The sequence below is a fragment of the Rhizobium sp. AN68 genome (assembly GCF_030758035.1).
Classification (GTDB): Bacteria; Pseudomonadota; Alphaproteobacteria; order Rhizobiales; family Rhizobiaceae; genus Agrobacterium; species Agrobacterium tumefaciens.
The window spans coordinates 1,392,382-1,415,562 of record NZ_JARWMI010000003.1 but is presented as its reverse complement, the minus strand read 5'-3'; the positions used below and the strand labels follow the sequence as shown (position 1 = coordinate 1,415,562).

At 58.6% G+C, this 23,181-nt stretch carries 21 protein-coding genes; 12 read left to right on the top strand and 9 right to left on the bottom strand.

Annotated features, from left to right (window positions below):
- Positions 1 to 4 precede the first annotated feature (4 nt).
- Complete coding sequence (locus RBH71_RS19965; RefSeq protein WP_003515325.1) at positions 5 to 307, bottom strand: hypothetical protein; 303 nt, start codon at positions 305 to 307, stop codon at positions 5 to 7.
- A 13-nt stretch (positions 308 to 320) separates the two neighbouring features.
- Positions 321 to 2,624: an FdhF/YdeP family oxidoreductase gene (locus RBH71_RS19960; RefSeq protein ID WP_003515323.1), complete on the bottom strand. Its 2,304-nt coding sequence runs from the start codon at positions 2,622 to 2,624 to the stop codon at positions 321 to 323.
- A 370-nt stretch (positions 2,625 to 2,994) separates the two neighbouring features.
- Between RBH71_RS19960 and mgtE the strand changes: the two genes are divergently transcribed.
- Positions 2,995 to 4,422, top strand: coding sequence for a magnesium transporter (gene mgtE, locus RBH71_RS19955; protein ID WP_013636179.1), 1,428 nt, complete (start codon positions 2,995 to 2,997; stop codon positions 4,420 to 4,422).
- A gap of 85 nt (positions 4,423 to 4,507) precedes the next feature.
- The gene (locus tag RBH71_RS19950) at positions 4,508 to 4,894 is read left to right on the top strand and encodes a MerR family transcriptional regulator (RefSeq protein WP_003515319.1); all 387 of its coding nucleotides are present in this window, start codon (positions 4,508 to 4,510) and stop codon (positions 4,892 to 4,894) included.
- A 159-nt stretch (positions 4,895 to 5,053) separates the two neighbouring features.
- Here RBH71_RS19950 and RBH71_RS19945 read toward each other — a convergent pair whose 3' ends face one another.
- Together RBH71_RS19945 and RBH71_RS19940 are read right to left on the bottom strand one after the other, a co-directional pair.
- Positions 5,054 to 6,019 (bottom strand): heparan-alpha-glucosaminide N-acetyltransferase, encoded by a 966-nt coding sequence (locus RBH71_RS19945; RefSeq protein ID WP_003515315.1) that lies wholly within the window; start codon positions 6,017 to 6,019, stop codon positions 5,054 to 5,056.
- 69 nt (positions 6,020 to 6,088) lie between these two features.
- Entirely contained in the window at positions 6,089 to 6,781 is a 693-nt protein-coding gene (locus RBH71_RS19940) for a DUF599 domain-containing protein (RefSeq protein WP_013636176.1), read from the bottom strand.
- Positions 6,782 to 7,287: 506 nt separating this feature from the next.
- Here RBH71_RS19940 and cobU point away from each other — a divergent pair.
- The 5 genes from cobU (at position 7,288) to ccoP (ending at position 11,449) form a co-directional block, all read left to right on the top strand.
- Positions 7,288 to 7,809 (top strand): bifunctional adenosylcobinamide kinase/adenosylcobinamide-phosphate guanylyltransferase, encoded by a 522-nt coding sequence (gene cobU, locus RBH71_RS19935; protein WP_003515311.1) that lies wholly within the window; start codon positions 7,288 to 7,290, stop codon positions 7,807 to 7,809.
- A 243-nt stretch (positions 7,810 to 8,052) separates the two neighbouring features.
- A complete protein-coding gene (gene ccoN / locus RBH71_RS19930) occupies positions 8,053 to 9,675 on the top strand; it encodes a cytochrome-c oxidase, cbb3-type subunit I (RefSeq protein ID WP_003515308.1) in 1,623 nt (540 codons plus the stop codon).
- 10 nt (positions 9,676 to 9,685) lie between these two features.
- Entirely contained in the window at positions 9,686 to 10,417 is a 732-nt protein-coding gene (gene ccoO / locus RBH71_RS19925; RefSeq protein ID WP_003515307.1) for a cytochrome-c oxidase, cbb3-type subunit II, read from the top strand.
- 12 nt (positions 10,418 to 10,429) lie between these two features.
- On the top strand, positions 10,430 to 10,582 hold the full coding sequence (locus RBH71_RS19920; protein ID WP_003502810.1) for a CcoQ/FixQ family Cbb3-type cytochrome c oxidase assembly chaperone: 153 nt from the start codon (positions 10,430 to 10,432) through the stop codon (positions 10,580 to 10,582).
- A 3-nt stretch (positions 10,583 to 10,585) separates the two neighbouring features.
- Positions 10,586 to 11,449: a cytochrome-c oxidase, cbb3-type subunit III gene (gene ccoP, locus RBH71_RS19915; RefSeq protein WP_003515305.1), complete on the top strand. Its 864-nt coding sequence runs from the start codon at positions 10,586 to 10,588 to the stop codon at positions 11,447 to 11,449.
- Positions 11,450 to 11,497: 48 nt separating this feature from the next.
- On the opposite strand, the gene RBH71_RS19910 is transcribed toward ccoP, so the two are convergent.
- Both RBH71_RS19910 and RBH71_RS19905 read right to left on the bottom strand, forming a co-directional pair.
- Positions 11,498 to 11,854, bottom strand: coding sequence for a VOC family protein (locus RBH71_RS19910; protein WP_003515303.1), 357 nt, complete (start codon positions 11,852 to 11,854; stop codon positions 11,498 to 11,500).
- Positions 11,855 to 11,865: 11 nt separating this feature from the next.
- Positions 11,866 to 12,270: a hypothetical protein gene (locus tag RBH71_RS19905; RefSeq protein ID WP_003515301.1), complete on the bottom strand. Its 405-nt coding sequence runs from the start codon at positions 12,268 to 12,270 to the stop codon at positions 11,866 to 11,868.
- Between the two features lie 120 nt (positions 12,271 to 12,390).
- Here RBH71_RS19905 and ccoG point away from each other — a divergent pair, with 120 nt between their 5' ends.
- From ccoG to gndA, 5 genes are all read left to right on the top strand, one after another.
- Positions 12,391 to 13,974 carry a cytochrome c oxidase accessory protein CcoG gene (gene ccoG, locus RBH71_RS19900; RefSeq protein WP_323687464.1) on the top strand — a complete coding sequence of 528 codons (1,584 nt, stop codon included), beginning with the start codon at positions 12,391 to 12,393 and terminating at the stop codon, positions 13,972 to 13,974.
- Entirely contained in the window at positions 13,971 to 14,471 is a 501-nt protein-coding gene (locus tag RBH71_RS19895; protein ID WP_003515295.1) for a FixH family protein, read from the top strand. Before ccoG ends, RBH71_RS19895 begins: the two co-directional genes overlap by 4 nt.
- The gene (locus RBH71_RS19890; RefSeq protein ID WP_323687463.1) at positions 14,468 to 16,759 is read left to right on the top strand and encodes a cation-translocating P-type ATPase; all 2,292 of its coding nucleotides are present in this window, start codon (positions 14,468 to 14,470) and stop codon (positions 16,757 to 16,759) included. Before RBH71_RS19895 ends, RBH71_RS19890 begins: the two co-directional genes overlap by 4 nt.
- Positions 16,756 to 16,914, top strand: a complete 159-nt coding sequence (gene ccoS / locus RBH71_RS19885; protein WP_003515291.1) for a cbb3-type cytochrome oxidase assembly protein CcoS — start codon at positions 16,756 to 16,758, stop codon at positions 16,912 to 16,914. The genes RBH71_RS19890 and ccoS overlap by 4 nt, the downstream gene beginning before the upstream one ends.
- A gap of 158 nt (positions 16,915 to 17,072) precedes the next feature.
- The gene (gene gndA, locus RBH71_RS19880; RefSeq protein ID WP_003515289.1) at positions 17,073 to 18,503 is read left to right on the top strand and encodes an NADP-dependent phosphogluconate dehydrogenase; all 1,431 of its coding nucleotides are present in this window, start codon (positions 17,073 to 17,075) and stop codon (positions 18,501 to 18,503) included.
- 68 nt (positions 18,504 to 18,571) lie between these two features.
- Here the strand turns inward: gndA and RBH71_RS19875 are convergent, their stop codons facing one another.
- The 3 genes from RBH71_RS19875 to RBH71_RS19865 form a co-directional block, all read right to left on the bottom strand.
- Positions 18,572 to 18,898, bottom strand: a complete 327-nt coding sequence (locus RBH71_RS19875) for an RcnB family protein (RefSeq protein ID WP_003515287.1) — start codon at positions 18,896 to 18,898, stop codon at positions 18,572 to 18,574.
- A gap of 192 nt (positions 18,899 to 19,090) precedes the next feature.
- Positions 19,091 to 20,122: an L-glyceraldehyde 3-phosphate reductase gene (gene mgrA, locus RBH71_RS19870; RefSeq protein WP_003515285.1), complete on the bottom strand. Its 1,032-nt coding sequence runs from the start codon at positions 20,120 to 20,122 to the stop codon at positions 19,091 to 19,093.
- A gap of 123 nt (positions 20,123 to 20,245) precedes the next feature.
- The gene (locus RBH71_RS19865; RefSeq protein WP_035252173.1) at positions 20,246 to 22,711 is read right to left on the bottom strand and encodes a beta-mannosidase; all 2,466 of its coding nucleotides are present in this window, start codon (positions 22,709 to 22,711) and stop codon (positions 20,246 to 20,248) included.
- Between the last annotated feature and the right edge of the window lie 470 nt (positions 22,712 to 23,181).

Here is a 23,181-nt window from a genome sequence, read left to right as displayed (position 1 = left end):
CGTTTCAGGTTTGAGAGGATAGCGCGGCAAGCGCCTGTCCTTCCGCTGTGACCTCCAGCCAACTGCGCTGGGTGCGGGCGTCGCGTTTCGTCACCCGCACAAAGCGCGGTGACAGGACGGAGATTTCGCGCAGGACGAGGGCATGCGCAAGTCCCAGCCGATTGGCGATGCTGCGGCTGTCGGTGGCGATATCCATATTGATGGCCAGAAGCATCGCCGCGCCCGTGGCCGAAAGCGCCTGCGACGATCCTTGCACGATCTGCTCCACCGCTGCCATGAAAGCCGCTGCAGATTGTTCCTCACCCATCAAGCCATCCTGTTCAAGAGGCGGAATCGGCAAGCAGCCGGAAGGAGACGAGTACCGATTTCGAAGTTGGCGTAAAGCTGCCTTCGCCATAGCTTGACAGCGGCACCAGCACGTTCAGTTCGGGATAATATCCTCCGACACTGCCGCGCGGAATATTGTAGGGGACCAACCGGAAATTTTGGGCGATCCGCTCCACGCCATCGCCATATTCGCCGATGACATCGACGCGCTGGCGGGAGTGGGCGCCCAGCCCTTCCATATCCGCAGGATTCATGAAGATGACCTGGCGTTCGCCATAAACGCCGCGATAACGGTCGTCCATGCCGTAAATTGTGGTGTTGTATTGGTCGTGGCTGCGGAATGTCTGCAGCACGAAAAGATTATCGCCCGTGAGCGCCTGCTGATGCTCGGTCTGTTCGGGAAGCGGGCCGCTATAAAAGACGGCCTTTTTTGCCGGCGTGTTCCATTCCCGTTCGGAGGCCGTATTGCGCAGGCGAAAACCGCGCGGCACGCGGACGCGTTCGTTGAAATTGTCGAAACCCGGGATGACCCGCTCGATCATGTCTCGGATGAGATCGTAATCCTCGGCAAGCGCTTTCCAGTCGACCTGCGCATTGCCAAGGGTCGCTTGCGCAATGCCGGCAACGATGGCGACTTCGGAGCGTAGTTCCTCCGAGGCAGGCGGATTGATGCCGCCGGAACCATGCACCATGCTCATGGAATCCTCGACCGTGACGATCTGCGGCTTGCCCGCAGAATTACGGTCGATTTCCGTTCGGCCAAGGCAGGGCAGCACGAAGGAGATTTCGCCCGGCACCAGATGCGAATGGTTGAGCTTGGTGGCGATATTGACCGTCAGTTTCTGATTTTCAAAAGCCTTGACGATCAGCGGACTGTCGGGCGTTGCCCGCATGAAGTTGCCGCCGAGCGCGATGAAGGTTTGCGCCTCGCCAGCCAGCATGGCGGCTACTGCTTCGACGGTGTTGTGGCCGGGTTTGCGCGGCATGGCGACGCCGAGTTCTTTTTCCAGTGCGTCTAGCAGCGCCGGCGGCGCTTTTTCATCGATACCGACGGTGCGGTCACCCTGAACGTTGGAATGGCCGCGTACCGGGCAAAGACCGGCACCGGGGCGGCCGATATTACCGCGCAGCAACATGAAATTGGTGATTTCGCGAACCATGATGACGGAGTGGCGATGCTGGGTGACGCCCATGGCCCAGGTGGCGATGACGGAGCCGGCATTCATGTAGATGCGGGCGGCTTCTTCGATTTCTGCGCGGGCGAGGCCGGACTGGTCGAGAATGCTTTCCCAACTGGTCGCCTCGACGGCATCACGATAAGCCTCGAACTCGACCGCATGTTCGGCGATGAAGTCGTAATCGATGATGGCAGATTCTCCGGCAGTCCTTGCGGCGTCGTCGGCTGCAAAGATCGCCTTGCTCATGCCGCGCACCACCGCCATGTCGCCGCCTTGCCGGGGCTGGTAATAATTGGTGGCGATCTTGGTGTTGCCGCCGGTGATCATCTCGATCTTGTCCTGCGGATCGGCGAAGCGCTCCAGCCCCTTTTCCTTGATTGGATTGAGGACGACGATTTTCGCGCCGCGAAGCGCTGCCCGGCGCAGGTCGCCCAGCATGCGCGGGTGGTTCGTGCCAGGATTTTGGCCGATTACGAAGATCGCGTCTGCCTGCTCGAAGTCTTCCAGGAGCACCGTGCCCTTGCCGACGCCGATCGAGGCTTTCAGGCCGACACCGCTTGCCTCGTGGCACATGTTGGAGCAGTCGGGAAAATTGTTCGTGCCGTAAAGCCGAACCATCAATTGATAGATGAAGGCTGCCTCGTTGGAGGCGCGGCCGGATGTGTAGAATTCCGCCCTGTCCGGGCTGTCGAGGCTGTTGAGAACGCCGCCGATTTCGGCAAAGGCGTCGTCCCAGGAGACCGGCAGATATTTGTCGCTCGCCCGGTCGTAACGCATCGGGTGGGTGAGGCGGCCCTGTTTTTCCAGATCGTAGTCAGACCAGCCGCGCAGTTCGGAGACGGTTCGGGTGGCGAAAAAATCCGGCGGCACCCGGGCTTCCGTCGCTTCCCAAGCGACCGCCTTGACGCCGTTTTCGCAGAATTCGAAGGAAGAGCCATGCTCCGGATCGCCCCATGCGCAGCCCGGGCAATCGAATCCATCCGGCTGGTTTGCCTTCAGCAGCGTGCGTGCGCCGGAAATCGGCGCGCCGGATTCCATCAGCCGTTTGCCAACGCTTTTAAGCGCGCCCCAGCCACCTGCGGCGGCGGAAGCCTTGCCGATGAAATCTGCCTTGCTCATTGTCGTGATTTTCCTGAAATTTTCCTGGCCGCCCAGGGATACTTACCGTTTGGCAACGGCCAATCATATATAAAAAAGCTCTTTCAGAATCGTCTATGGGCGACATATGTCAATCTCTATCTTACCGGTTCCGACGGAACGGCAAGGGCTTTCCGGACGTTGTGCGGATTGAGGTGCACTGCCTGCCGCTGCATCATCATGGAGTGCCGCGCTCTTCGATCATGGTCTTGCGAAAGGGCGGTCCATGACATTTTCGTCGCAGTTCCGAAGCCCGTTGTTTTTCACCTATCCGGTTGTTGACAATATACTTTTTAACGCCATTCTGCCTGCAAATTCGTGCACTGCGGCATTTAAAGAAGGGGGACGCCAGATGACAGACCGTGACGACGATCTTCTCGCGCCCGAAGAGTTGAAACCGACAGAGGCACCCTCCGATATCTACGCCGAGGACGGCTCTGTCCGCTCCGACTTTCTGGCGATGGTGGGGGCAGCGATTGCCGACCGCGATCTGCTTTTCCTGCGCAAGAATGTGGCGCGGCTGCATGAGTCTGAACTCGGCGACGTGCTGGAGTCCATCATGCCGGAGCAGCGCCACGCGCTCGTGCGGTTGCTGGGTTCTGATTTTGACATGACGGCGCTGACCGAGGTGGATGAAGGCATCCGTCTCGATATCGTCGACCAGATGTCGAATGAGCAGATCGCTGCCGGTATCGGCGAACTGGATTCGGACGACGCTGTCTACATTCTCGAGGATCTCGACGACGAGGACCGCGAGGACATCCTCTCGCAACTCCCGTTCACCGAACGGGTGCGGCTGATGCGGGCGCTGGATTATCCGGAAAGCTCTGCCGGCCGTCGCATGCAGACGGAATTCGTTGCCGTGCCGCCGTTCTGGACCGTGGGACAGACCATTGATTATCTGCGTGAGGAGGAGGAGTTACCGGATTCCTTCACGCAGATCTTCGTCATCGACCCCACGTTCAAGCTTGTCGGCGCTCTCGATCTCGACAAGGTGCTGCGCGCCAAGCGTCAGGTGAAGATCGAAACGATCATGCACGAGACCAACCACTCCATTCCGGCCGAAATGGACCAGGAAGAAGCGGCGCAGCTTTTCGAACAATACGACCTTCTATCCGCCGCCGTGGTGGACAATAACGGCCGTCTGGTTGGCGTACTCACCATCGATGACGTGGTCGACGTCATTCAGGAAGAAGCCGAAGAGGATTTGCTGCGCCTTGGCGGTGTGGGCGACGAAGAACTGTCTGACAGCATCACCAGCACCTCGCGCTCGCGTGTGCCGTGGCTTGCGGTCAACCTCCTTACCGCCTTTCTGTCTGCCTCCGTCATCAGCCTTTTCGATGCGACGATCCAGCAGATCATTGCGCTGGCGATTTTGATGCCGACGGTTGCCGGCATGGGCGGCAATGCCGGATCGCAGACCATGACCGTGTCCGTGCGGGCGCTGGCTACTAAAAGCCTAGATATTCACAACGCTGCCCGCATTATCAGACGTGAAGCGGGCGTTGGCATCCTGAACGGACTGTTGTTCGGCTGTGCCATCGGCATCGTTGCAGGCGTGTGGTTCCAGGATGTCCATATCGGCGGCATCATTGCCGCCGCCATGTGTCTTAACATGCTGGCGGCGGCGCTGGCAGGCATTCTCATTCCGCTGGTTCTCGACAGGTTCGGGGCAGACCCCGCCGTTTCCTCTGCTGTCTTCGTGACGGCGGTAACGGACATTGTCGGCTTTTTTTCGTTTCTGGGCATCGCTACCTGGTGGTACGGTATTTCGGGATAGGCCAGAACAGGCGAAAGCGGCAGGAAAAATTGACTTTTACGTGAAGGTCAAATAATAATTGTCCGGTTATGAATCGGATAGGCCCTTGGACAAGTATTATAGCATAACCGAACTGACGCGCGAATTCGGTGTTTCCACCCGCACCTTGCGATTTTACGAGGATGAGGGCCTCATTCACCCTGAGCGACGCGGGCGTACGAGGCTTTTCAGGTCTGCGGATCGACGTCTCATTCAGGAAATCCTGCGCGGCCGCCGTATCGGTTTCACGATCGCAGAAATTCGCGAGATCATTCACGTCTACAAGGAGCCGCCGGGCGAATCAGGCCAGCTTGTGCTTCTGATGAAGAAGGTCGATGAGAAGCGCGCCGATCTCAGGCAAAAGCGCAAGGATATCGAAGAGACGCTGGCCGAGCTCGACAATGTCGAAGAGGCCTGCCTTACGCGCCTTGCCGAAATCGGCGTAGGGACCTGATGCAGGTTTCCCGCCGTCGCGCTTGACGTGATGGCCCTGGATTTCCCGCGGAGAGGAAAACCTCTCACTCCGTGATGCTTTTGATTTTACGCGACGTGGATAGATCCTCGGGTCAAGCCCGAGAATGACGCCGAGCGTAGATTGGGCGTGTGTCGTTCTTTATTGCGCCTCAACCGTGCACTGTTGCGCCACGTCGCTGACTTTCGTCTGCTGCTCGGCACTGAGCTTGCCTTCCATCATGATGTCAAACAGGCTTTCTGCCTGCAGCTTTTCAAGCGTGCAGCCGCAGAAACGTTGGCACAATTCCTGGCCGTTAGCCTGCTGGACGCAGCTTTTTTCACAGCTCGATTTGTAAAGCTCCACCTGGTCGACAGGAGGAGGCGGTGCCACAAGTGATACCGCGTAGACGAGGCCAATCAGCGCCGGCTGGTGGATTAGGTAAAACGCAAGGCTGTGACGGCCCGCTGTTGCTATCAGATTGCGGGGGGAGCTTGGGTTGCGAAAGCGGTCCAGCCAGCTGCGCGGTGTGACGAATTGCGAAACCGCAAGTCCGGCAAGAAAGGGCGCAAGCCACGGCAAAAGCGGCACATAATCGTTCGAGCGCGGCGGCATGGTGGAGAAACCGACCCATGCCAGCCATTTGCTGTTGAAAAAATCCGACTGGACGTATTGCGGCAGCGCAAAGGCAAGAGCCGCGAAAAGCAGCGTCACCAGCGGGGGTGCCCGCAGGAACAGCAGCCCGACAAGGCTTGCAGCGGCTATGTTGTGCAGGATTCCGAAAAAGATGAAGCTATCCGGAAAGGCGACATAGGTGGCGATGGTGATGAGCAGCGCCGAGCCCGCCACCATTGCAAAACGCTTGCCGAAGGACGGCCAGTTTATGGCTTTGCCATGGGCGAGAAACAGGCTGAAACCGGCGAGGAACAGGAACGAGCTTGCAATGGCGCGCGCATAAAGCTTCCACAGGCCGGTGGTTGCCGTACCCGGCTCCAGATAGCCGAAATACTCCAGATTCCATGTGAAGTGGTAAGACGCCATGGCGATGAGCGCCAGCCCGCGCAGTGTATCGAGACCGCCCATGCGGCCCTTGCGGCGGGTGTCGATTGCAGCTGTTTCTGTTTCCATAATTCCCGCTGTTTCAGCTGTCTGAAGCCGTTGTCTACTCAAGGGCTTGGCCCGTGAAGTAAGGCTATTTCAAGGCCCGGGCCTGTCCATGATGGCGCGGCGTGCCTCGGAGAAGAACTGGCGGCGCAACAGCGCCACTATGATGATGACCGTGCTTGCGATGAAGACATAGGGGCTGATGAACCAGCCGAGATAACCGATCGACAGGAAGATCGTCCGCAGCCCATCATTGAAGTTCTTAGCAGCGATGATGTTCATCTTTATGACGTTTTCAGCGGCACGCTCGGCAGCGTCGCGATCCGCGTTGACATCATGGACCATGGGTATGGCACCGAACAGGATCGTGCAATAATTGAACAGGCGGTAGGACCAGCCGAACTTGAAAAACGAGTAGCCGAAAAGGCAGGTTAGCCCCATGACCTTCAGTTCGAAGGCCGTGCGCCCGGCATACTGCACGAAGGGCAGGTCGCGAAACACGGTTTCGACCCGATCTGTCGCCCCCAGAAGAGCAAAGCAGCCGCCGATGGCAAAGATCGAGGTAGACGCGAAAAAAGCGGTACCATTCTGCAAACCTGCCATGATCTGAGTGTCGATCATCTTCAAGTCGCGTTTGAGAGAATTGTAAATCCAGTCGCGCCGGCGCTCCGCCATCGCCTGATTGAGGCTGGTTCGCGAAAACAGCGTCGTTCCCGTCGTGAGGTGGGTATAGGTGGCCCATAACACGATAAAAACGACGATCGAGATATAGTCCATGACGGTCATCACGGGCAGGTCACCTTGCTGTTTGCGAATCTTCGCGGCCATATTGATTTGAAGGCCATGGCAAGGCAATGGCAGCGGCCTACATGGGCAAACATTCTCCCGCCGCGTTGCAGCTTCGCCATTTCGTTTTCTGCTAACGTTCCGGTAACCAAGTGGCTTTATCAATCCCGTCGCGGACGGAAAGGTCTGCCGGTTCCGGGTCAAGGTTTTGCGTACCGGTTCCGCTTGATTTTTCGTAGACACCGCTCGCCGATTGACAGAATGACCGTTCGCACCTAGCTTTTTGTCAGGACCGGTGTTTCCGGCATCCGGAGTTGTCAAGGCTGTCATATGTCCCGCATCGTGCGGACAGGTTTTGTCGTCTCCGACCCGGTATCATCGGCAGTCCGGCGTGAATAACCGGGGGACGCCTTTTTCTACGAATCGTTCCCTTCATGTACGGCTGTCTCTGGCTTGCGACACCGCAATGATGCCGGTCCGTCTTATTCTTTTCTTCCAGGTTCTTCATGACAGATAAAAACCGCTCCGTTTTCATTCTAGGCGGCGCGCGCTCCGGCAAGTCCCGTTTTGCCGAGGACCTTGCGGGCAAAGCCAACGGGCGCCTGCATTATCTGGCCACCGGCCGGGCATGGGATGACGAGATGCGCGATCGCATCGACCATCATCAGGCCCGGCGCGGCGAGGAGTGGACGACACACGAGGCGCCCGTTGATATCGCTGCCGTGCTCGCGCGGCTGGATGCGCCGGACAATGTCATCCTGATCGACTGCCTGACATTGTGGCTCACCAATCTGATGATGGAGAACGCCGATATCGAGACGGCGTTCGCCACGCTGGCAGCGGCAATCGCGTCCACCAGGGCGAAACTGATTCTCGTCTCTAACGAGGTTGGCCTTGGCATCGTGCCGGAAAACCGCATGGCGCGCGAATTCCGCGATCACGCCGGAAGGTTACACCAGCGCGTCGCGGCCATCGTCGATGAAGTCTATTTCGTCGCAGCCGGGCTGCCGCTGAAAATGAAGGGCTGACGCAAGCCCTATAAAGCGGGTGTCGCGCGTCGGCGTCCGTTCTTTCAGTTTCTATGCACTTCTTATCGCCAAATCCCGGCTCGGTTTTGCCGGTGCTGCGACAGCTTCTCTTTCTTGATCTGGATCAAGGTGGCTTCCCCACGCCGGTGGCAATGCTCCAACCGACGCAAAGGCCCGTTTCCGCTTCGTAAAGCGCGCGCCAAGCCTTTCGTCGGTCTGCTTGCACGTTGGGGGAAACCAACAATGAATTACACGTTAGAAACCGCGATCGTGGCCCTTGGGGCTTTTCTCGCGCTGCTCGGGGCTGCTTTCGCTCACGACAGTCTTTTCGCCGCCCATATGTGGGTGCTGTTCTTTACGCTTCTGGTCAGCACGGTGCTTCTGCTGCGCCGTGTTTCTTTCGCGCCTGTCGATCAGGCCGCGCGCGCCCGGCTGAAATCCGAATATTTCGATGAGGTCGTGAAATACGGCGTCGTCGCTACCGTGTTCTGGGGCGTGGTCGGGTTTCTGGTCGGGGTCGTGGTGGCGCTTCAGCTCGCCTTTCCCGATCTCAACATCGCGCCCTATTTCAATTTCGGCCGGATGCGGCCGCTGCACACCTCCGCGGTGATCTTCGCTTTCGGGGGAAATGCGCTGATTGCCACGTCATTTTACGTGGTGCAGAGAACCTGTCGCGCACGCCTGTTCGGCGGCAATCTCGGCTGGTTCGTGTTCTGGGGCTACAACCTCTTCATCGTCATGGCTGCCACTGGCTATCTGCTTGGTATCACGCAGGGCCGCGAATATGCCGAGCCGGAATGGTATGTCGATATCTGGCTGACGATAGTCTGGGTCGCCTATCTCCTCGCATTTCTCGGCACGATCCTGACGCGCAAGGAGCCGCATATCTATGTGGCAAACTGGTTCTATCTGAGCTTCATCGTGACGATCGCCATGCTGCATATCGTCAACAACCTCGCCATTCCGGTGTCGTTCCTCGGCGTCAAGAGCTACTCCGCTTTCTCGGGCGTGCAGGATGCGCTGACGCAATGGTGGTACGGCCATAACGCCGTCGGCTTTTTCCTCACCGCCGGCTTCCTCGGCATGATGTATTATTTCATTCCCAAGCAGGTGAACCGCCCGGTCTATTCCTACCGTCTGTCGATCATCCACTTCTGGGCTTTGATCTTCATGTATATCTGGGCCGGTCCGCACCATCTGCACTATACGGCGTTGCCGGACTGGGCGCAGACGCTCGGCATGGTGTTCTCGATCATGCTGTGGATGCCGTCGTGGGGCGGCATGATCAACGGCCTGATGACGCTTTCGGGCGCATGGGACAAGATCCGCACCGATCCTATCGTGCGCATGATGGTGATGGCGGTGGCCTTCTACGGCATGGCGACCTTCGAGGGTCCGATGATGTCGATCAAGGCCGTTAACTCGCTCAGCCACTATACCGACTGGACCATCGGCCACGTGCATTCCGGCGCTCTCGGCTGGAACGGCATGATCACCTTCGGTGCCATCTATTATCTGACGCCGAAACTGTGGGGCAGGGACCGTCTCTACAGCCTGCAACTGGTCAACTGGCACTTCTGGCTCGCCACGATCGGCATCGTCATCTACGCCGCCGTGATGTGGGTGGCCGGCATCCAGCAGGCCTTGATGTGGCGCGAATACGATACGCAGGGCTTCCTCGTCTATTCCTTCGCGGAATCGGTCGCAGCGCTGTTCCCCTATTACGTGATGCGTGCGCTGGGTGGCCTGATGTTCCTCAGTGGCGCGCTGATCATGGCCTACAACGTCACCATGACCATCCTCGGTCGTCAACGCGAGGAGGGCGTCCGCAATGACGCCGCACCTTCGCTGCAGCCCGCTGAATAAGGAGAGGCCGATGTCCATACTCGACAAACACGGCGTCATCGAACGCAACGCCACTCTGCTTCTGGTCGGTTCGCTGCTCGTCGTCTCAATCGGCGGTATCGTGGAAATCGCGCCGCTTTTCTATCTCGAAAACACCATCGAGAAGGTGGAGGGCATGCGGCCCTACTCGCCGCTGGAACTGGCCGGGCGCAACATCTACATCCGCGAGGGATGTTATGTCTGCCACAGCCAGATGATCCGGCCGTTCCGCGACGAGGTGGAGCGTTACGGGCATTACAGCCTGGCGGCGGAATCCATGTACGACCACCCGTTCCAGTGGGGTTCCAAGCGCACGGGGCCGGACCTCGCACGCGTAGGCGACCGCTATTCGAATGAATGGCACGTGCAGCATCTGGCCGATCCGCGCTCCGTCGTGCCGGAATCGATCATGCCGTCCTACGCGTTCCTCAAAACCACGCCGTTGAAGATTACGGATATCTCGATGGAGCTGAAGGCTAACCGCGCCGTTGGCGTGCCCTATAGCGACGAGATGATCGAGAAATCAGCGGCTGATCTTCACGCGCAGGCCGATCCGAACGCCGATACGACCGAGCTTCTGGCGCGCTATCCGAAGGCGAAAGTCGGCGATTTCGATGGTGATCCAGCCAAGCTTACCGAAATGGATGCGCTGGTTGCCTATTTGCAGATGCTCGGCACGCTGGTCGATTTCTCGACCTATGACGATGCCGCCGGATATCGGTGAGGAGGCGATACGATGGAAACCTACACGGCCATGCGCCACTTCGCCGATAGCTGGGGCCTGCTTGCCATGACCCTGTTCTTCGCCGGCGTCGTCGTTTTCACCCTTCGTCCCGGATCGAAAAAAGCTGCGGACGACGCCGCCAGCATTCCGCTTAAGGAGGACTAGGATATGTCCGAAAAACACATTGATGACATCAGCGGCGTCGAAACCACCGGCCATGAATGGGACGGTATTCGCGAGCTTAACAATCCGATGCCGCGCTGGTGGGTCTGGACCTTCTACTTCACGATCCTCTGGGCCATCGGCTACACCATCGCCTATCCGGCATGGCCGCTGATCAATGGCGCAACGCAAGGGTTGCTCGGCTGGAGCAGCCGTTCCGAGATCGCCGCCGATATGGCGGACGCCAAACAGGCGCAGAGCGTCTATTCCGACAGAATCGCCAGTTCCTCGCTCGCCGAGATTGAGGCCGATCCGACGCTAAGGCAATTTGCGCTTTCCGGCGGTGCCGCCGCCTTCAAGGTCAATTGCATCCAGTGTCACGGTTCGGGTGCGGAAGGCGGGCAGGGATATCCCAACCTCAACGACGACGATTGGATGTGGGGAGGCAGCGTCGAGGATATCTATACGACGGTAAAGCACGGCATTCGTTTTGCCGACGATCCCGATACGCGCCTGTCGGAAATGCCGGCCTTCGGCGATATCCTCAAGTCCGAGGAAATCCGCGAGGTCGCCGCCTATGTCGTCAGCCTGACAGGAACGCCTTCCAACCCGGCACTCGTAGAACCCGGTAAACAGATTTTCGCCGACAATTGCGCCTCGTGCCACGGTGAGAACGCCAAGGGCAACCGCGAGTTCGGCGCGCCCAACCTGGCCGACGCGATCTGGCTGAAGGCCAGTGGCGAGCAGGGGATCGTTGCGCAGATACGGTCGCCAAAACACGGGGTCATGCCCGCCTGGGGTGAACGGCTTGGTGATACCACGGTCAAGCAGCTTGCGATCTTCGTGCACTCGCTTGGCGGTGGCGAGTGAACGTCACAGCCAACAAATGGAAAGGGCCGCTCGATGCGGCCCTTTTTCTTAGCGATCAGACCAGACGGCCAGTTCGTATCCATCCGGATCGGTGAAATGAAAACGGCGTCCGCCGGGAAAGGCGAATATGGCGACGCTGATCTGCCCACCGGCTGCCTCGACACGCCGGTGCGCATTCTCGATATCGGCGGCGTAAAGAATGACAAGCGGTCCACCCTTGGCTGACACAGGTGCCGTGGTGGTGAACCCGCCGGTCAGCCGGCCGTCGGAAAACTCGCAATATTGCGGGCCGTAATCCTTAAAGGACCAGCCGAAAGCGCCGCCGTAAAATTCCTTGCTGCGCTCGATATCGGCGACGTTGAATTCGACATAGTCGATGCGCCGGTCATTCGTATTCGTGGTCATCGTTTTATCCTTCAATCCGTTTCGAGCAGCGACTTCAGTTTCTCCAGATCGACCCGGACCGTCTCCGCATCCCGTTCGAAATCCTCGTCCGTCATGTCCGGCAGGCGAAGCAGGGTAAAGCTGACTTCGGCACCGCTGCCATTCGGTGTTACCCGCAGCGCGTTATACACCTTCATGCCATCCGGTAATGTCACGACGTGGTCTATCACGCCGAATTTGTTTAAGGGCGCGAAATTGACGCGGACCTCACCCAACGGGCCACCATCGGCGATCCAGTCCTCGCCGTCTGGTTTAAGACCGCCTGCTAGACCGGCGGCCCAGTGCGGCATGTTTTGGGGGTCGGAGGCGAAATCAAAGACATGGCTCCATGGTTTTTCCACCGACAGATGAATGATTTTTGACTGCATGACTGGCATCTCATCCTCCCTGTTTAATGCAGGCCGCAGGCTGCGCCACTTTGTCCGCGCTTGATGTAAGTCAAGGATGTTTCGCCGGTGAGATGGGAGAAAGCAAGGAGATAAAAACGGACTGCAATCATGAACATCTATCCCGTCGGACAGGACCGCCCGCAACAGCCCGTCGAAAGGCTGGAAGCGGAGGCTGTCAATTCCGCAAAAACGCGTAAACCCCTTTATGAAGCGCGCAAGAAAATTTTCCCGAAGCGCGCGGAGGGCCGGTTCCGGCGGTTCAAGTGGCTGGTTATGCTGGTCACGCTCGGCATTTATTATCTGACGCCGTTTCTGCGCTGGGATCGCGGTCCCTATGCGCCCGACCAGGCGGTGCTGATAGATATTGCCAACCGGCGCTTTTATTTCTTCTTCATCGAAATCTGGCCGCAGGAGTTCTTTTTCGTCGCGGGATTGCTGGTCATGGCGGGTCTGGGGTTGTTTCTCATCACCTCCGCCGTGGGACGCGCGTGGTGTGGTTATACCTGTCCGCAGACCGTCTGGGTGGACCTGTTTCTGGTCGTCGAGCGGGCGATCGAGGGCGACAGGAATGCCCGCATGAAGCTCGATGCAGCAGCTTTCACGTTCGGCAAGCTGCGCAAGCGGGTGATGAAACACGCAATCTGGCTGGTGATCGGCGTTCTGACCGGCGGCGCATGGATCTTCTATTTTGCCGATGCACCGACGTTGGCGAGAGAGTTCATGACGGGGCAGGCACCGATGATCGCCTATACGACTGTCGCGATACTCACCGCCACGACCTATGTTTTCGGCGGGCTGATGCGGGAGCAGGTCTGTACCTACATGTGTCCCTGGCCGCGCATTCAGGCGGCGATGCTGGATGCGAACTCGCTGGTCGTGACCTATAATGACTGGCGCGGTGAACCTCGCACGAGGCACGCCAAAAAGGCTGCGGCCACAGGGGAGAGCGTCGGCGATTGCGTCGATTGCAATGCTTGTGTCGCAGTCTGTCCCATGGGCATCGACATCAGGGACGGGCAGCAGCTGGAATGTATCACCTGCGCGCTCTGTATCGATGCCTGCGATGGGGTGATGGACAAGATTGGTAAGCCACGCGGGCTGATCGCCTATGCGACGCTGTCCGAATACCAGTCCAACATGGCGCTTGCGACCGGGAACGGCCAGCACGCAATCCGGCCTGCGAATGTGCGCAACGAGGACGGCGGGTTCAAAAGCAGCATTCGCCATTTCGACTGGCGCATCGTCTTTCGCCCACGCACGCTTCTTTACACGGCAATATGGGCTGCAGTCGGCATCGGCTTGCTGGTGGCTCTGATGACGCGCGAGCGGCTGGCTCTTAACGTGCTGCACGACCGCAACCCGCAATATGTGCTGGAATCGAATGGCTCGATCCGCAACGGCTATACCGTTCGCATCCTCAACATGGTGCCGCAACCGCGCCTAATGAGCCTGACGATAGAGGGCATTCCAAGTGCGGTGATGAAGATAAACGGCGTGCCGGATGCAGCCTCTCGCAGCTTCGAGGTGATGGTGGAACCGGACGAGGCGACAACGCTGAAGGTGTTCGTCACCCTGCCGGGCAGTCACGTCGCGCGGGCTGCTGAAAATTTCGAATTCATCGTCAGCGATACGGGCGGCCATGAGACGGCCCGTTACGACGCCGTCTTCAACGCTCCGGGAGTGAAAAAATGACAACGACCAATCGCCAGACGTCCGGTTTCATTTTCACCGGCTGGCATATGCTGGGTGTTATGGTGATGTTTTTTGGCATCGTCATCACCGTCAACATGGTGATGGCCTGGAACGCTGTCACCAGCTGGAGCGGGCTGGTGGTGCCCAATACCTATGTTGCCAGCCAGCAGTTCAACGCCAAGGCCGAGGCCGCCAAGGCAAGGGCCGCGACCGGCATCAAGGGCAGGCTCGTGGTGGATGAAAAGACCGTGCGCTACGAGGTGTTTCATCCAGATACCGGCCCTGTGGATACGGATTCGGTAACGGCGCGTTTTCGCCGGCCGGTCGGCGAGCACCAGAATTTCGACATGGAGCTGACCCCGGTGTCTACCGGGGTCTTCACCGGCCCGCATGACATGCTGCCCGGCCAATGGATCGTTGAGGTCACTGCCGTAAAAGACGGCAGGATCATCGTGCATGAGGGCACGCGGATCGCGGTGATCAGGGGGCGTCAATGAGCTGCTGTGCACCGGGAACGGAAGGGTCACTTCAACTCGGCGAACCGGTCAACCCACCATCATCAGAGGAGCTGATGCTGGCAAGCCGCGATCTGGGGCAGGGGCTGCGCCAGACAGATCTCAGCGTGCCCGGCGTTTATTGCGGCGCCTGCATCACCACCATCGAAACGGCGCTGCGCCGTCTCCGCCAGGTGGAGCAGGCGCGCGTGAACCTGTCCTCAAAACGGGTGGCGATTGTCTGGAAAGAGGATGTCGATGGCATCAGGACAGATCCCGCCGAACTTGCCCGCGCAATCCTTGCAACCGGATACCGGACGCATCTTTTCGCGAGCGGACAGGATGCTTCGGACGTGTTGCGCTCGCAACTGATCAGGGCGGTGGCGCTCTGCGGCTTTGCTTCCGCCAATATCATGCTTCTATCCGTGTCCGTCTGGTCCGGGGCCGATGCCGCGACGCGTGACATGTTTCACTGGATTTCGGCGATGATCGCCGCGCCGGCACTGATCTATGGCGGCCGGTTCTTCTATCAGTCGGCCTGGAATGTGCTGAAGCACGGGCGCACCAATATGGATGTGCCGATCGCGCTCGCCATCACGCTATCCTACGCAATCTCGCTGTGGGAGACGATTCATCATGGCGAACATGCGTGGTTTGACGCGACCGTGTCGCTGCTGTTCTTCCTGCTGATCGGCCGCACGCTTGACCATATCATGCGTGACAGGGCGCGCTCGGCCATTGCGGGCTTGGCCCGGCTTTCACCACGCGGCGCGACCGTTATCGGTGAGGACGGAACGCGGGAATATCGCCCGCTTGGCGATGTGCTACCCGGTATGACGATTGCGATTGCTGCCGGTGACCGCGTGGCGGTGGATGCGATGGTCATTAGCGGAAGCAGCGATCTCGACATGTCCATTGTCAACGGCGAAAGCGCGCCGCGTCGGGTGGAGGCGGGCCATCTGCTTCAGGCAGGCACGCTCAATCTCACCGGTTCGCTCGCCGCGCGGGTGACCGCATCGGCAAAGGATTCGTTTCTGTCGGAAGTGATCGGGCTGATGGAGGCGGCGGAAGGGGGGCGTGCGCGCTATCGGCGGATTGCCGACCGTGCCGCGAGCTATTATTCGCCCGTCGTACATCTTCTTGCTCTCATGACCTTTCTCGGTTGGGGCGTTTTGGGCGGTGACTGGAAGCAGGCGATGCTGATCGCGATTGCGGTTCTCATCATAACCTGCCCCTGTGCGCTTGGCCTTGCTGTTCCGGTGGTGCAGGTTGTGGCGGCAGGCCGGCTCTTTCGGCATGGCATCATGGTCAAGGAAGGCTCGGCGATGGAGCGACTGGCCGAAATCGACACCGTTTTGTTCGACAAGACAGGCACCCTGACGGTCGGGAAGCCGCGACTGGTGGAAACCGGCGATGTGAACCCCGCCACGATGGCGATTGCGGCTGGCCTTGCCGCCCATTCACGCCATCCGCTGTCCAAAGCCGTGCATGCAGCCTATGGCGGAATTTTACCGGTCTACGAAGCGGTGCGTGAAATTCCCGGCTCCGGTGTTGAGGCTCTCACGCCGGCGGGAACCTACCGGCTCGGCAACCGCCGTTTTGCCTGCCCGGATGAATCGCAAATGGAAAACGGCGACGCTCGATCGGAAGTGGTGCTTTCGCTTGACGGCGGGTATCTGGCGAGTTTCGGTTTCGAGGACAATCCGCGTCCTGGCGCCGTACAGGCACTGCGCAGCCTTTCTGCGCGAGGACTGGTGCTGGAAATCGTGTCCGGTGACCGGGTCCCGGCCGTGAAGGCCATGGCGCAGCGTCTGGGCATTGCGAAATGGAACGCCGACCTGTCGCCGAAAGACAAGGCGGGGCGCTGTGCGGCGCTGGCAGGCGAGGGACGCAAGGTTCTGATGGTGGGCGACGGCATCAATGATGCGCCGGCGCTGGCCGCAGCACATGTTTCCATGGCACCGGCAACCGCCGCCGATATCGGCCGGCAGGCCGCCGACTTCGTGTTCATGCACGAGAATCTGGATGCCGTTCCTGTCGCCATCGAGACATCGCGGCGGGCCGGACGGCTTATCCGGCACAACTTCGCGCTTGCCATCGGCTACAATGTCATTGCCGTGCCGATTGCGATTGCCGGTTATGCGACGCCGATGATCGCGGCCATCGCCATGTCGACATCGTCGCTCATCGTTGTTGCAAATGCGCTGCGTCTTGCCGGAACGGCTGAAGCCGTTTCTGCGCAACAAAGCGTGCCGACCGGATTTGCGGGCGAGGGGGCGCAACCGGCATGAACATGTTGATCTATCTCATCCCCGTCGCCCTGTTTCTTGGAGCGCTCGGGCTTTTCGCCTTCCTCTGGTCGGTGCGATCAGGGCAATATGAGGATATGGACGGCGCTGCCTGGCGAGCGCTGGACGATGGCGACGACCGGCCACGACCTTCCTAGGGGAGGCGCATTGGTTACGACACTCCCCCGACCTGTCGCAAATATGCAAAGCTGATTTGCGTCATCAAAATTTAATCGTTTCAGTCGCCCCTAGCCTTGCCGTTTGTTCATTACAGTGCCACAACACGACCACCTAAAAGCAAGATGGAGGCACATCCGTGGAACAGGCAGAAATCGGTTTGATCGGTCTCGGCGTCATGGGCTCGAACCTGGCGTTGAACATCGCGGAAAAGGGCAACAAGATTGCCGTATTCAACCGAACCCCTGAAGCGACGAAAAAATTCTACGCCGAGGCTGGGGACTTGCAGGGGCAGTTGATCCCTTGTGAAACCATCGAGGAATTCGTCGCCGCCATTCGTCCTCCGCGCCCGATCATCATCATGATCAAGGCCGGCGATCCGGTTGACCAGCAGATGGAAATTCTGAAGCCGCATCTCTCGAACGGCGACATCATGATCGACGCCGGCAATGCGAATTTCCGCGATACGATCCGCCGTTTCGACAATCTGAAGGATAGCGGCCTGACCTTTATCGGCATGGGCGTTTCCGGCGGTGAAGAAGGTGCGCGTCACGGACCGTCGATCATGGTCGGCGGTACCGAAGATAGCTGGAAGCGCGTCGAGAAGGTTCTGACCTCCATTTCCGCCAAGTATAATGACGATCCGTGCGTGGCATGGCTCGGCAACGACGGTGCCGGTCATTTCGTCAAGACGATCCATAACGGCATCGAATATGCCGACATGCAGATGATCGCCGAAATCTACGGCATCCTGCGTGACGGCCTGAAGATGAGTGCGTCTGAAATCGCCGATGTATTCGGTGAATGGAACAAGGGCCGTCTCAACTCCTACCTGATCGAAATCACCGAGAAGGTTCTGCGCGCTGCCGATCCGATCACCGGCAAGCCGATGGTCGATCTGATCCTCGACAAGGCCGGCCAGAAGGGCACAGGCAAGTGGTCGGTTATCGAGGCGCAGAACATGGGCGTCGCCGCAACTGCCATTGAGGCCGCCGTGGCTGCCCGTATCCTGTCGTCGCAGAAGGACGAGCGCGAAGCTGCCGAGAAGATCTTCGGCCTGCCGACCGTTGCAGCTGCACCGGCTGACAAAAAGGCCTTTATCGCCGATCTGGAAAGCGCGCTTCTGGCCGCCAAGGTCGGTGCTTACGCACAGGGCTTTGCCGTCATGTCGGCCGCATCGAAGGAGTTCAACTGGAACCTGCCGATGCCGACGATCGCCCGCATCTGGCGCGCCGGCTGCATCATCCGCTCAGAATTCCTCGATGAGATCACCTCGGCCTTCACCAAGGATCCGCATGTGGCCAACCTCATCGTGACGCCTGCCTTCTCCGGCATCGTCAAGGACACCGACGCCGCCCTGCGCCGTGTCGTTTCCTACGCGGTTCTCTCCGGTCTGCCGGTTTCGGCACTCGCTTCCGCGCTTGGTTATTTCGACGCCTATCGTCGCGCCCGCGGCAGCGCAAACCTTATTCAGGCGCAGCGCGATTTCTTCGGGGCGCATGGCTTCGAACGCACCGACGGTGTCGACAAGCCGCATGGCCCGTGGGGCAGCGGCGCCGACATTTTCTGATCGGCTATAACGATAAACGACAAAAGGCCCGCGCAAGCGGGCCTTTTTCATATCATCCGTCGATTTACTCAGCGTGCCGCAGAAAGGCCGACGATCAGGCCGGTGACGGCGTTGATGAGCAGGAACTGGTTGTCGACGCGTACCCAGCGCTGGTCGCGACGCGGCTCTGCCAGGCGGTAACGGCGATAGTCGCGGCGGTCGACGAAATGACGACGCTCTGCCGGCGAGAGGCGCTGACCGCGATCCCAACGGTGCTTCTTGACGATGACCTTTTTGGTGGTCGTGTGACGCTCGACGGTTACACCGCGATGACGATCGTCGTGGCGGCTTTGTGCCTGGGCCATTGGAGCAGCAAGAACAGTTGCGGCCAGAAGAATGGTGACGAACTTTTTCATGAATGTTTCCTCTCGTGTTTCGATAAGGAGAACTTACGAATAAACGAATGAACGGAAACTGAATTTAAAATTACATTTATGTAATGGTTGTTAATGGTTAGACGGGGACGTTAATCTTTCTGTTGGAGATTTCAGTCCAGCTTTTGCGTCGATCAGGCTGCCCGGTGGAAACCGGGCACCCTGTTTCAAGTATTAAACGCGTTCAGCGGATTTTGCCCAGAGGTTGATATCCGCGTCCTTCGCGTAACCGTCGATTTCCGCAAGCTCCTCTGTGGAGAAATCGGCATTGTCGAGCGCCTTGACGCAATCCTCGACCTGTTCGACACGGCTCGCACCGATGAGCGCCGACGTGATGCGACCACCGCGCAGCACCCAGGCGATAGCCATCTGCGCGAGCGTTTGGCCACGCCGCTCGGCAATGCGATTGAGCGCGCGGATGTTTTCGACATTGCGCTCGTTGAGGAAGGCGGGGTTGAGTGACTTGCTCTGCGATGCACGGCTGCCATCAGGCACGCCACCCAGATATTTCGTCGTCAGCATGCCCTGCGCCAGCGGCGAAAAGACGATGGAGCCAATGCCAAGATCTTCCAGCGTATCGACCAGACCGTCTTCCTCGATCCAGCGATTGATCATGGAGTAGCTCGGCTGGTGGATGATGCAGGGCGTGCCGAGATCTTTCAGGATCGCGGCGGCCTCACGGGTGCGTTTCGAGTTGTATGACGAGATGCCGACATAGAGCGCCTTGCCCGAGCGCACGATCTGGTCCAGTGCGCCGCAGGTTTCCTCAAGCGGCGTGTTGGGATCGAAACGGTGGGAGTAGAAGATATCAACGTAGTCCAGCCCCATGCGCTTCAGGCTCTGGTCGCAGGACGATATCAGATATTTGCGGCTGCCCCATTCGCCGTAAGGACCGGGCCACATGTTGTAGCCCGCCTTGGACGAGATGACCATTTCATCGCGGTAGCCTCTAAAATCCGTCTTCAGGATTTCGCCGAAGGCAGTTTCGGCGCTGCCGGGTGGTGGGCCGTAATTATTGGCCAGATCGAAATGGGTAATGCCGAGGTCAAAGGCGCGGCGGCAAATGGCCTGTTTGGTCTGGTGCGGTGTGTCGTTGCCGAAATTGTGCCACAGCCCGAGCGAGATCGCCGGCAGCTTCATGCCAGTCTTTCCGCAATGATTGTATTTCATGGATGTATATCGGTTTTCGGCCGGTTGCCAAACCATGGGTCTTCCTCCACTTGCTGATGAATGGTTGCCGGAGAAGCCGGCAAACCTTTGAAAGATGAGGGCAGGCGCAACGTTGCCTGCCGTTCCGCTAAGGATGGTTAAGCCTTTCGCCGCGTGGTTTCAATGCGAGGATTGGCAGGTATAAAGATCGAAGATACGGAACTGCGGCTGCCCGCTGCCCGCCTTCGGGGTGAAGATGATCCGGCGTGTTTCGCCCGCTGCGAGATCGAACAGATTGTCGGAATAACGCCCGGGCTGATCGGCCTCCAGCATGACGAAGAGGGCAAGACCTGCTGCGGTGACATCGATTTCGAGCTGGCCGTTTTTCAATGTGCCGGTGGAGAACGTCAGTCCAGAGGGCTGTAGCTCCAGAGACTTGTAGGTGTCGCGCACATGATGGCCTTCGCCTGTCATGCCGTTGGATGCTATGAAGTTCCAGGCAAGAATGGAACCATCAGGCAGGCTGTCCATGTCGATTTCGGTCAGCGTCGCCGCCTTGTCCGTACCGCACGTGCCGTTGGCAGATTTCAGCGGCACGCGGTTACCCTCCATGGTGAGGGCGACAATATTCATGTCGATCTCGACATCTTCCGCCGTGTCGTTGACCATGGAGAAACTTAACCGGCGCCCGTCTTCCGAGGGAATGGCGGAAACCGAGACCGGTTGGAAGAACCGGCGGGCAGCATAGTGCAGCGCCTTCCAGCCGCCGCCGTAGTCCAGGCTCGACCATGAGGCAACCGGCCAGGTGTCGTTGAGCTGCCAGTAGAGCGTTCCCATGCAATGGGGTTTCAGCGAGCGCCAGTAGTCGACCGCGGTTCGGATGGCCAGCGCCTGCTGCACCTGGCTCAGATACACGAAATTTTCGAAATCCTTCGGAAAGCGGAAATAGCGGAACATGGTGCCAGCGATGCGCTCATTGCCGCCGACATTCTTCTGGTGCAGTTCGATCACCGGGGAGGCGATGTTCATGTCTTTCTCTTCCGCATAGGTGCGGATGACAGGCATGGAGGTGTAGGACTGAAAACCGAATTCGGAGCAGAAGCGTGGCTTGACCGAGCGGTAATTGTCGAACGATTTGTTTTCGTGCCAGACGGACCAGTAATGCATGTCGCCGGAACCATCCGCATGCCAGGCATCACCATAATCGAGGTAGCCTGAAGCCGGGCTGGAGGGCCACCAGAGTGCTTCGGGGGCGGCTTTTTTCAGCGCCTTTTCGATGGTGCGGTTGAGGCGGTCGTAAGCCACGAGATAACGGTCGCGGTTGTTGCGGGGCTCCTCGAACCAGGTGAGGGCACCCACCAATTCGTTGTCGCCGCACCAGAGCGCGATGGACGGATGGGAGGACAGGCGTTTTACCTGATAGTCGACCTCGTGTTCGACATTGTCGAGAAAGTCTTCGCTGCAGGGGTAAAGATTGCAGGCGAACATGAAATCCTGCCAGACCAGAAGACCGAGACGGTCACAGAGATCGTAGAACCAGTCTTCCTCGTAAAACCCGCCGCCCCAGACGCGGATCATGTTCATATTGGCCTCGACGGCCGAACACAGAAGGTCTTCGGTTTTTTCGCGGCTGGTCAGCGAATAAAGCGCATCGGATGGAATCCAGTTCGCGCCACGGCAGAAGATTTCCCGGCCGTTGATGCGGAAGGCAAATCGGCTACCTGCCTCATCCTTGTCCGTCAGAAGTTCAATGGTCCTGAAGCCGATCCTGCGGGTGACGGTTTCATCCGGCAACTCCACCGCCAACGTGTAGAGCGTCTGTTCGCCGCTGCCCGCCGGCCACCAGAGCGCGGGATCTTCCACGAAGAAGACGTGGCGCACCACCGTCTCACCCGCACCCACGCCGCAATCGAGCCGCAGCCTTTCGTCGTTGAGGGAAAGGTAGAGCGGAAGGCTCGCCGGACCTTCGGCAAACAGCGTGATGGCCACATGCAGCTCGACGCCGCCCTCGACATGATGTTGTGAGGTGACGACGTGTTCGACCCGTGCCGTATCGAGGCGCTTCAGCAGGATTTTGCCGTAAAGGCCGAGCGGAGCAATCGCAATATTCCAGTCCCAGCCGAAATGGCACTGTGGCTTGCGCAACATGTTGCCGTTGGCAATCGGCGAGTTGCCCTCATGATAGGGAATGTAAAAAGGTTGCCGCGCCTGCCGTTCCGCCCCGGCTGCGATGGTGGAGTGGAAATGGATACGAATGGTGTTTTCACCGGGCCGCACGGCGCGAGACACATCGGGACGGTAACGTCGGAAGCAATTGTCCGAACTCAAGACCGGGACATCGTTGACGAAGACGATCGCGACGGTGTCGAGATAATCGATATCGAGATACCAGCTGGCATCGGCGTCATCGAGGATGAAGGTCCGCTCTATGATCCAGTCCCGATGCGCGACCCATTGCACCGCATTTTCATTGGCACCGTGATAGGGGTCTGGAATGATGCCCGCGTTTTTGAGTGCGCTGTGAACGTCTCCCGGCACGGTAAGGTCGGTCGTATGGTCTCCTTCCAGCGAGGTCAGGCGCCAGCGCCCGGCCAGATCGATGACGGTTTCGGGCGTGGAGGAAGAAATCATGATGGGACCCTGCATGGACGAATTCAAATAGGATAAGCTGGCCATTATGACGCAGGCTTGTGTCGGAATCTGGGGAAGATGCATGCCCGCCAGCCAGCCGTTATCCAGCTCGCTCAGCTCGGCAATTTCCTCCCTCCGGCAACGTTACCGTAAAACGATCGTTCCGTCATGTCTTCGGAGTGAAACTTCATGCGCGAAAAATGCCCGTTGGTACTATTGGAAAACCACGGGTACGGGTGCCTTAATATTTATTGACTTTTATTTATAAATATCAAATAATTATTGGTATTATTTAATCTATTTTCTTGGCATTGTTTCTCTCTTGAGCGGAAGTTTCGAGAGCGCGTAAGGTCGGTAATCAGGAATAAGCCCGTTCGATATTTTCCACGCCCTACATCGTTATAGCCAAAGGCCCGAAGACCGGATCGGGTGTGACGGCGACCGGCGACGTTTGCCTTTGCAAGAAACAAAAAGCTATCTATGAT

Bases quoted from the DNA above. Each gene is read 5' to 3' on its own strand.
- ccoO (WP_003515307.1), top strand. From the start codon at position 9,686: ATGTCCATACTCGACAAACACGGCGTCATCGAACGCAACGCCACTCTG.
- RBH71_RS19875 (WP_003515287.1), bottom strand. From the start codon at position 18,898: ATGAAAAAGTTCGTCACCATTCTTCTGGCCGCAACTGTTCTTGCTGCT.
- ccoP (WP_003515305.1), top strand. From the start codon at position 10,586: ATGTCCGAAAAACACATTGATGACATCAGCGGCGTCGAAACCACCGGC.
- cobU (WP_003515311.1), top strand. From the start codon at position 7,288: ATGACAGATAAAAACCGCTCCGTTTTCATTCTAGGCGGCGCGCGCTCC.
- RBH71_RS19865 (WP_035252173.1), bottom strand. From the start codon at position 22,711: ATGCAGGGTCCCATCATGATTTCTTCCTCCACGCCCGAAACCGTCATC.
- RBH71_RS19940 (WP_013636176.1), bottom strand. From the start codon at position 6,781: ATGACCGTCATGGACTATATCTCGATCGTCGTTTTTATCGTGTTATGG.
- RBH71_RS19920 (WP_003502810.1), top strand. From the start codon at position 10,430: ATGGAAACCTACACGGCCATGCGCCACTTCGCCGATAGCTGGGGCCTG.
- mgrA (WP_003515285.1), bottom strand. From the start codon at position 20,122: ATGGTTTGGCAACCGGCCGAAAACCGATATACATCCATGAAATACAAT.
- ccoG (WP_323687464.1), top strand. From the start codon at position 12,391: ATGAACATCTATCCCGTCGGACAGGACCGCCCGCAACAGCCCGTCGAA.
- RBH71_RS19895 (WP_003515295.1), top strand. From the start codon at position 13,971: ATGACAACGACCAATCGCCAGACGTCCGGTTTCATTTTCACCGGCTGG.
- ccoN (WP_003515308.1), top strand. From the start codon at position 8,053: ATGAATTACACGTTAGAAACCGCGATCGTGGCCCTTGGGGCTTTTCTC.
- RBH71_RS19890 (WP_323687463.1), top strand. From the start codon at position 14,468: ATGAGCTGCTGTGCACCGGGAACGGAAGGGTCACTTCAACTCGGCGAA.
- RBH71_RS19910 (WP_003515303.1), bottom strand. From the start codon at position 11,854: ATGACCACGAATACGAATGACCGGCGCATCGACTATGTCGAATTCAAC.
- RBH71_RS19905 (WP_003515301.1), bottom strand. From the start codon at position 12,270: ATGCCAGTCATGCAGTCAAAAATCATTCATCTGTCGGTGGAAAAACCA.
- ccoS (WP_003515291.1), top strand. From the start codon at position 16,756: ATGAACATGTTGATCTATCTCATCCCCGTCGCCCTGTTTCTTGGAGCG.
- RBH71_RS19945 (WP_003515315.1), bottom strand. From the start codon at position 6,019: ATGGAAACAGAAACAGCTGCAATCGACACCCGCCGCAAGGGCCGCATG.
- RBH71_RS19960 (WP_003515323.1), bottom strand. From the start codon at position 2,624: ATGAGCAAGGCAGATTTCATCGGCAAGGCTTCCGCCGCCGCAGGTGGC.
- mgtE (WP_013636179.1), top strand. From the start codon at position 2,995: ATGACAGACCGTGACGACGATCTTCTCGCGCCCGAAGAGTTGAAACCG.
- RBH71_RS19965 (WP_003515325.1), bottom strand. From the start codon at position 307: ATGGGTGAGGAACAATCTGCAGCGGCTTTCATGGCAGCGGTGGAGCAG.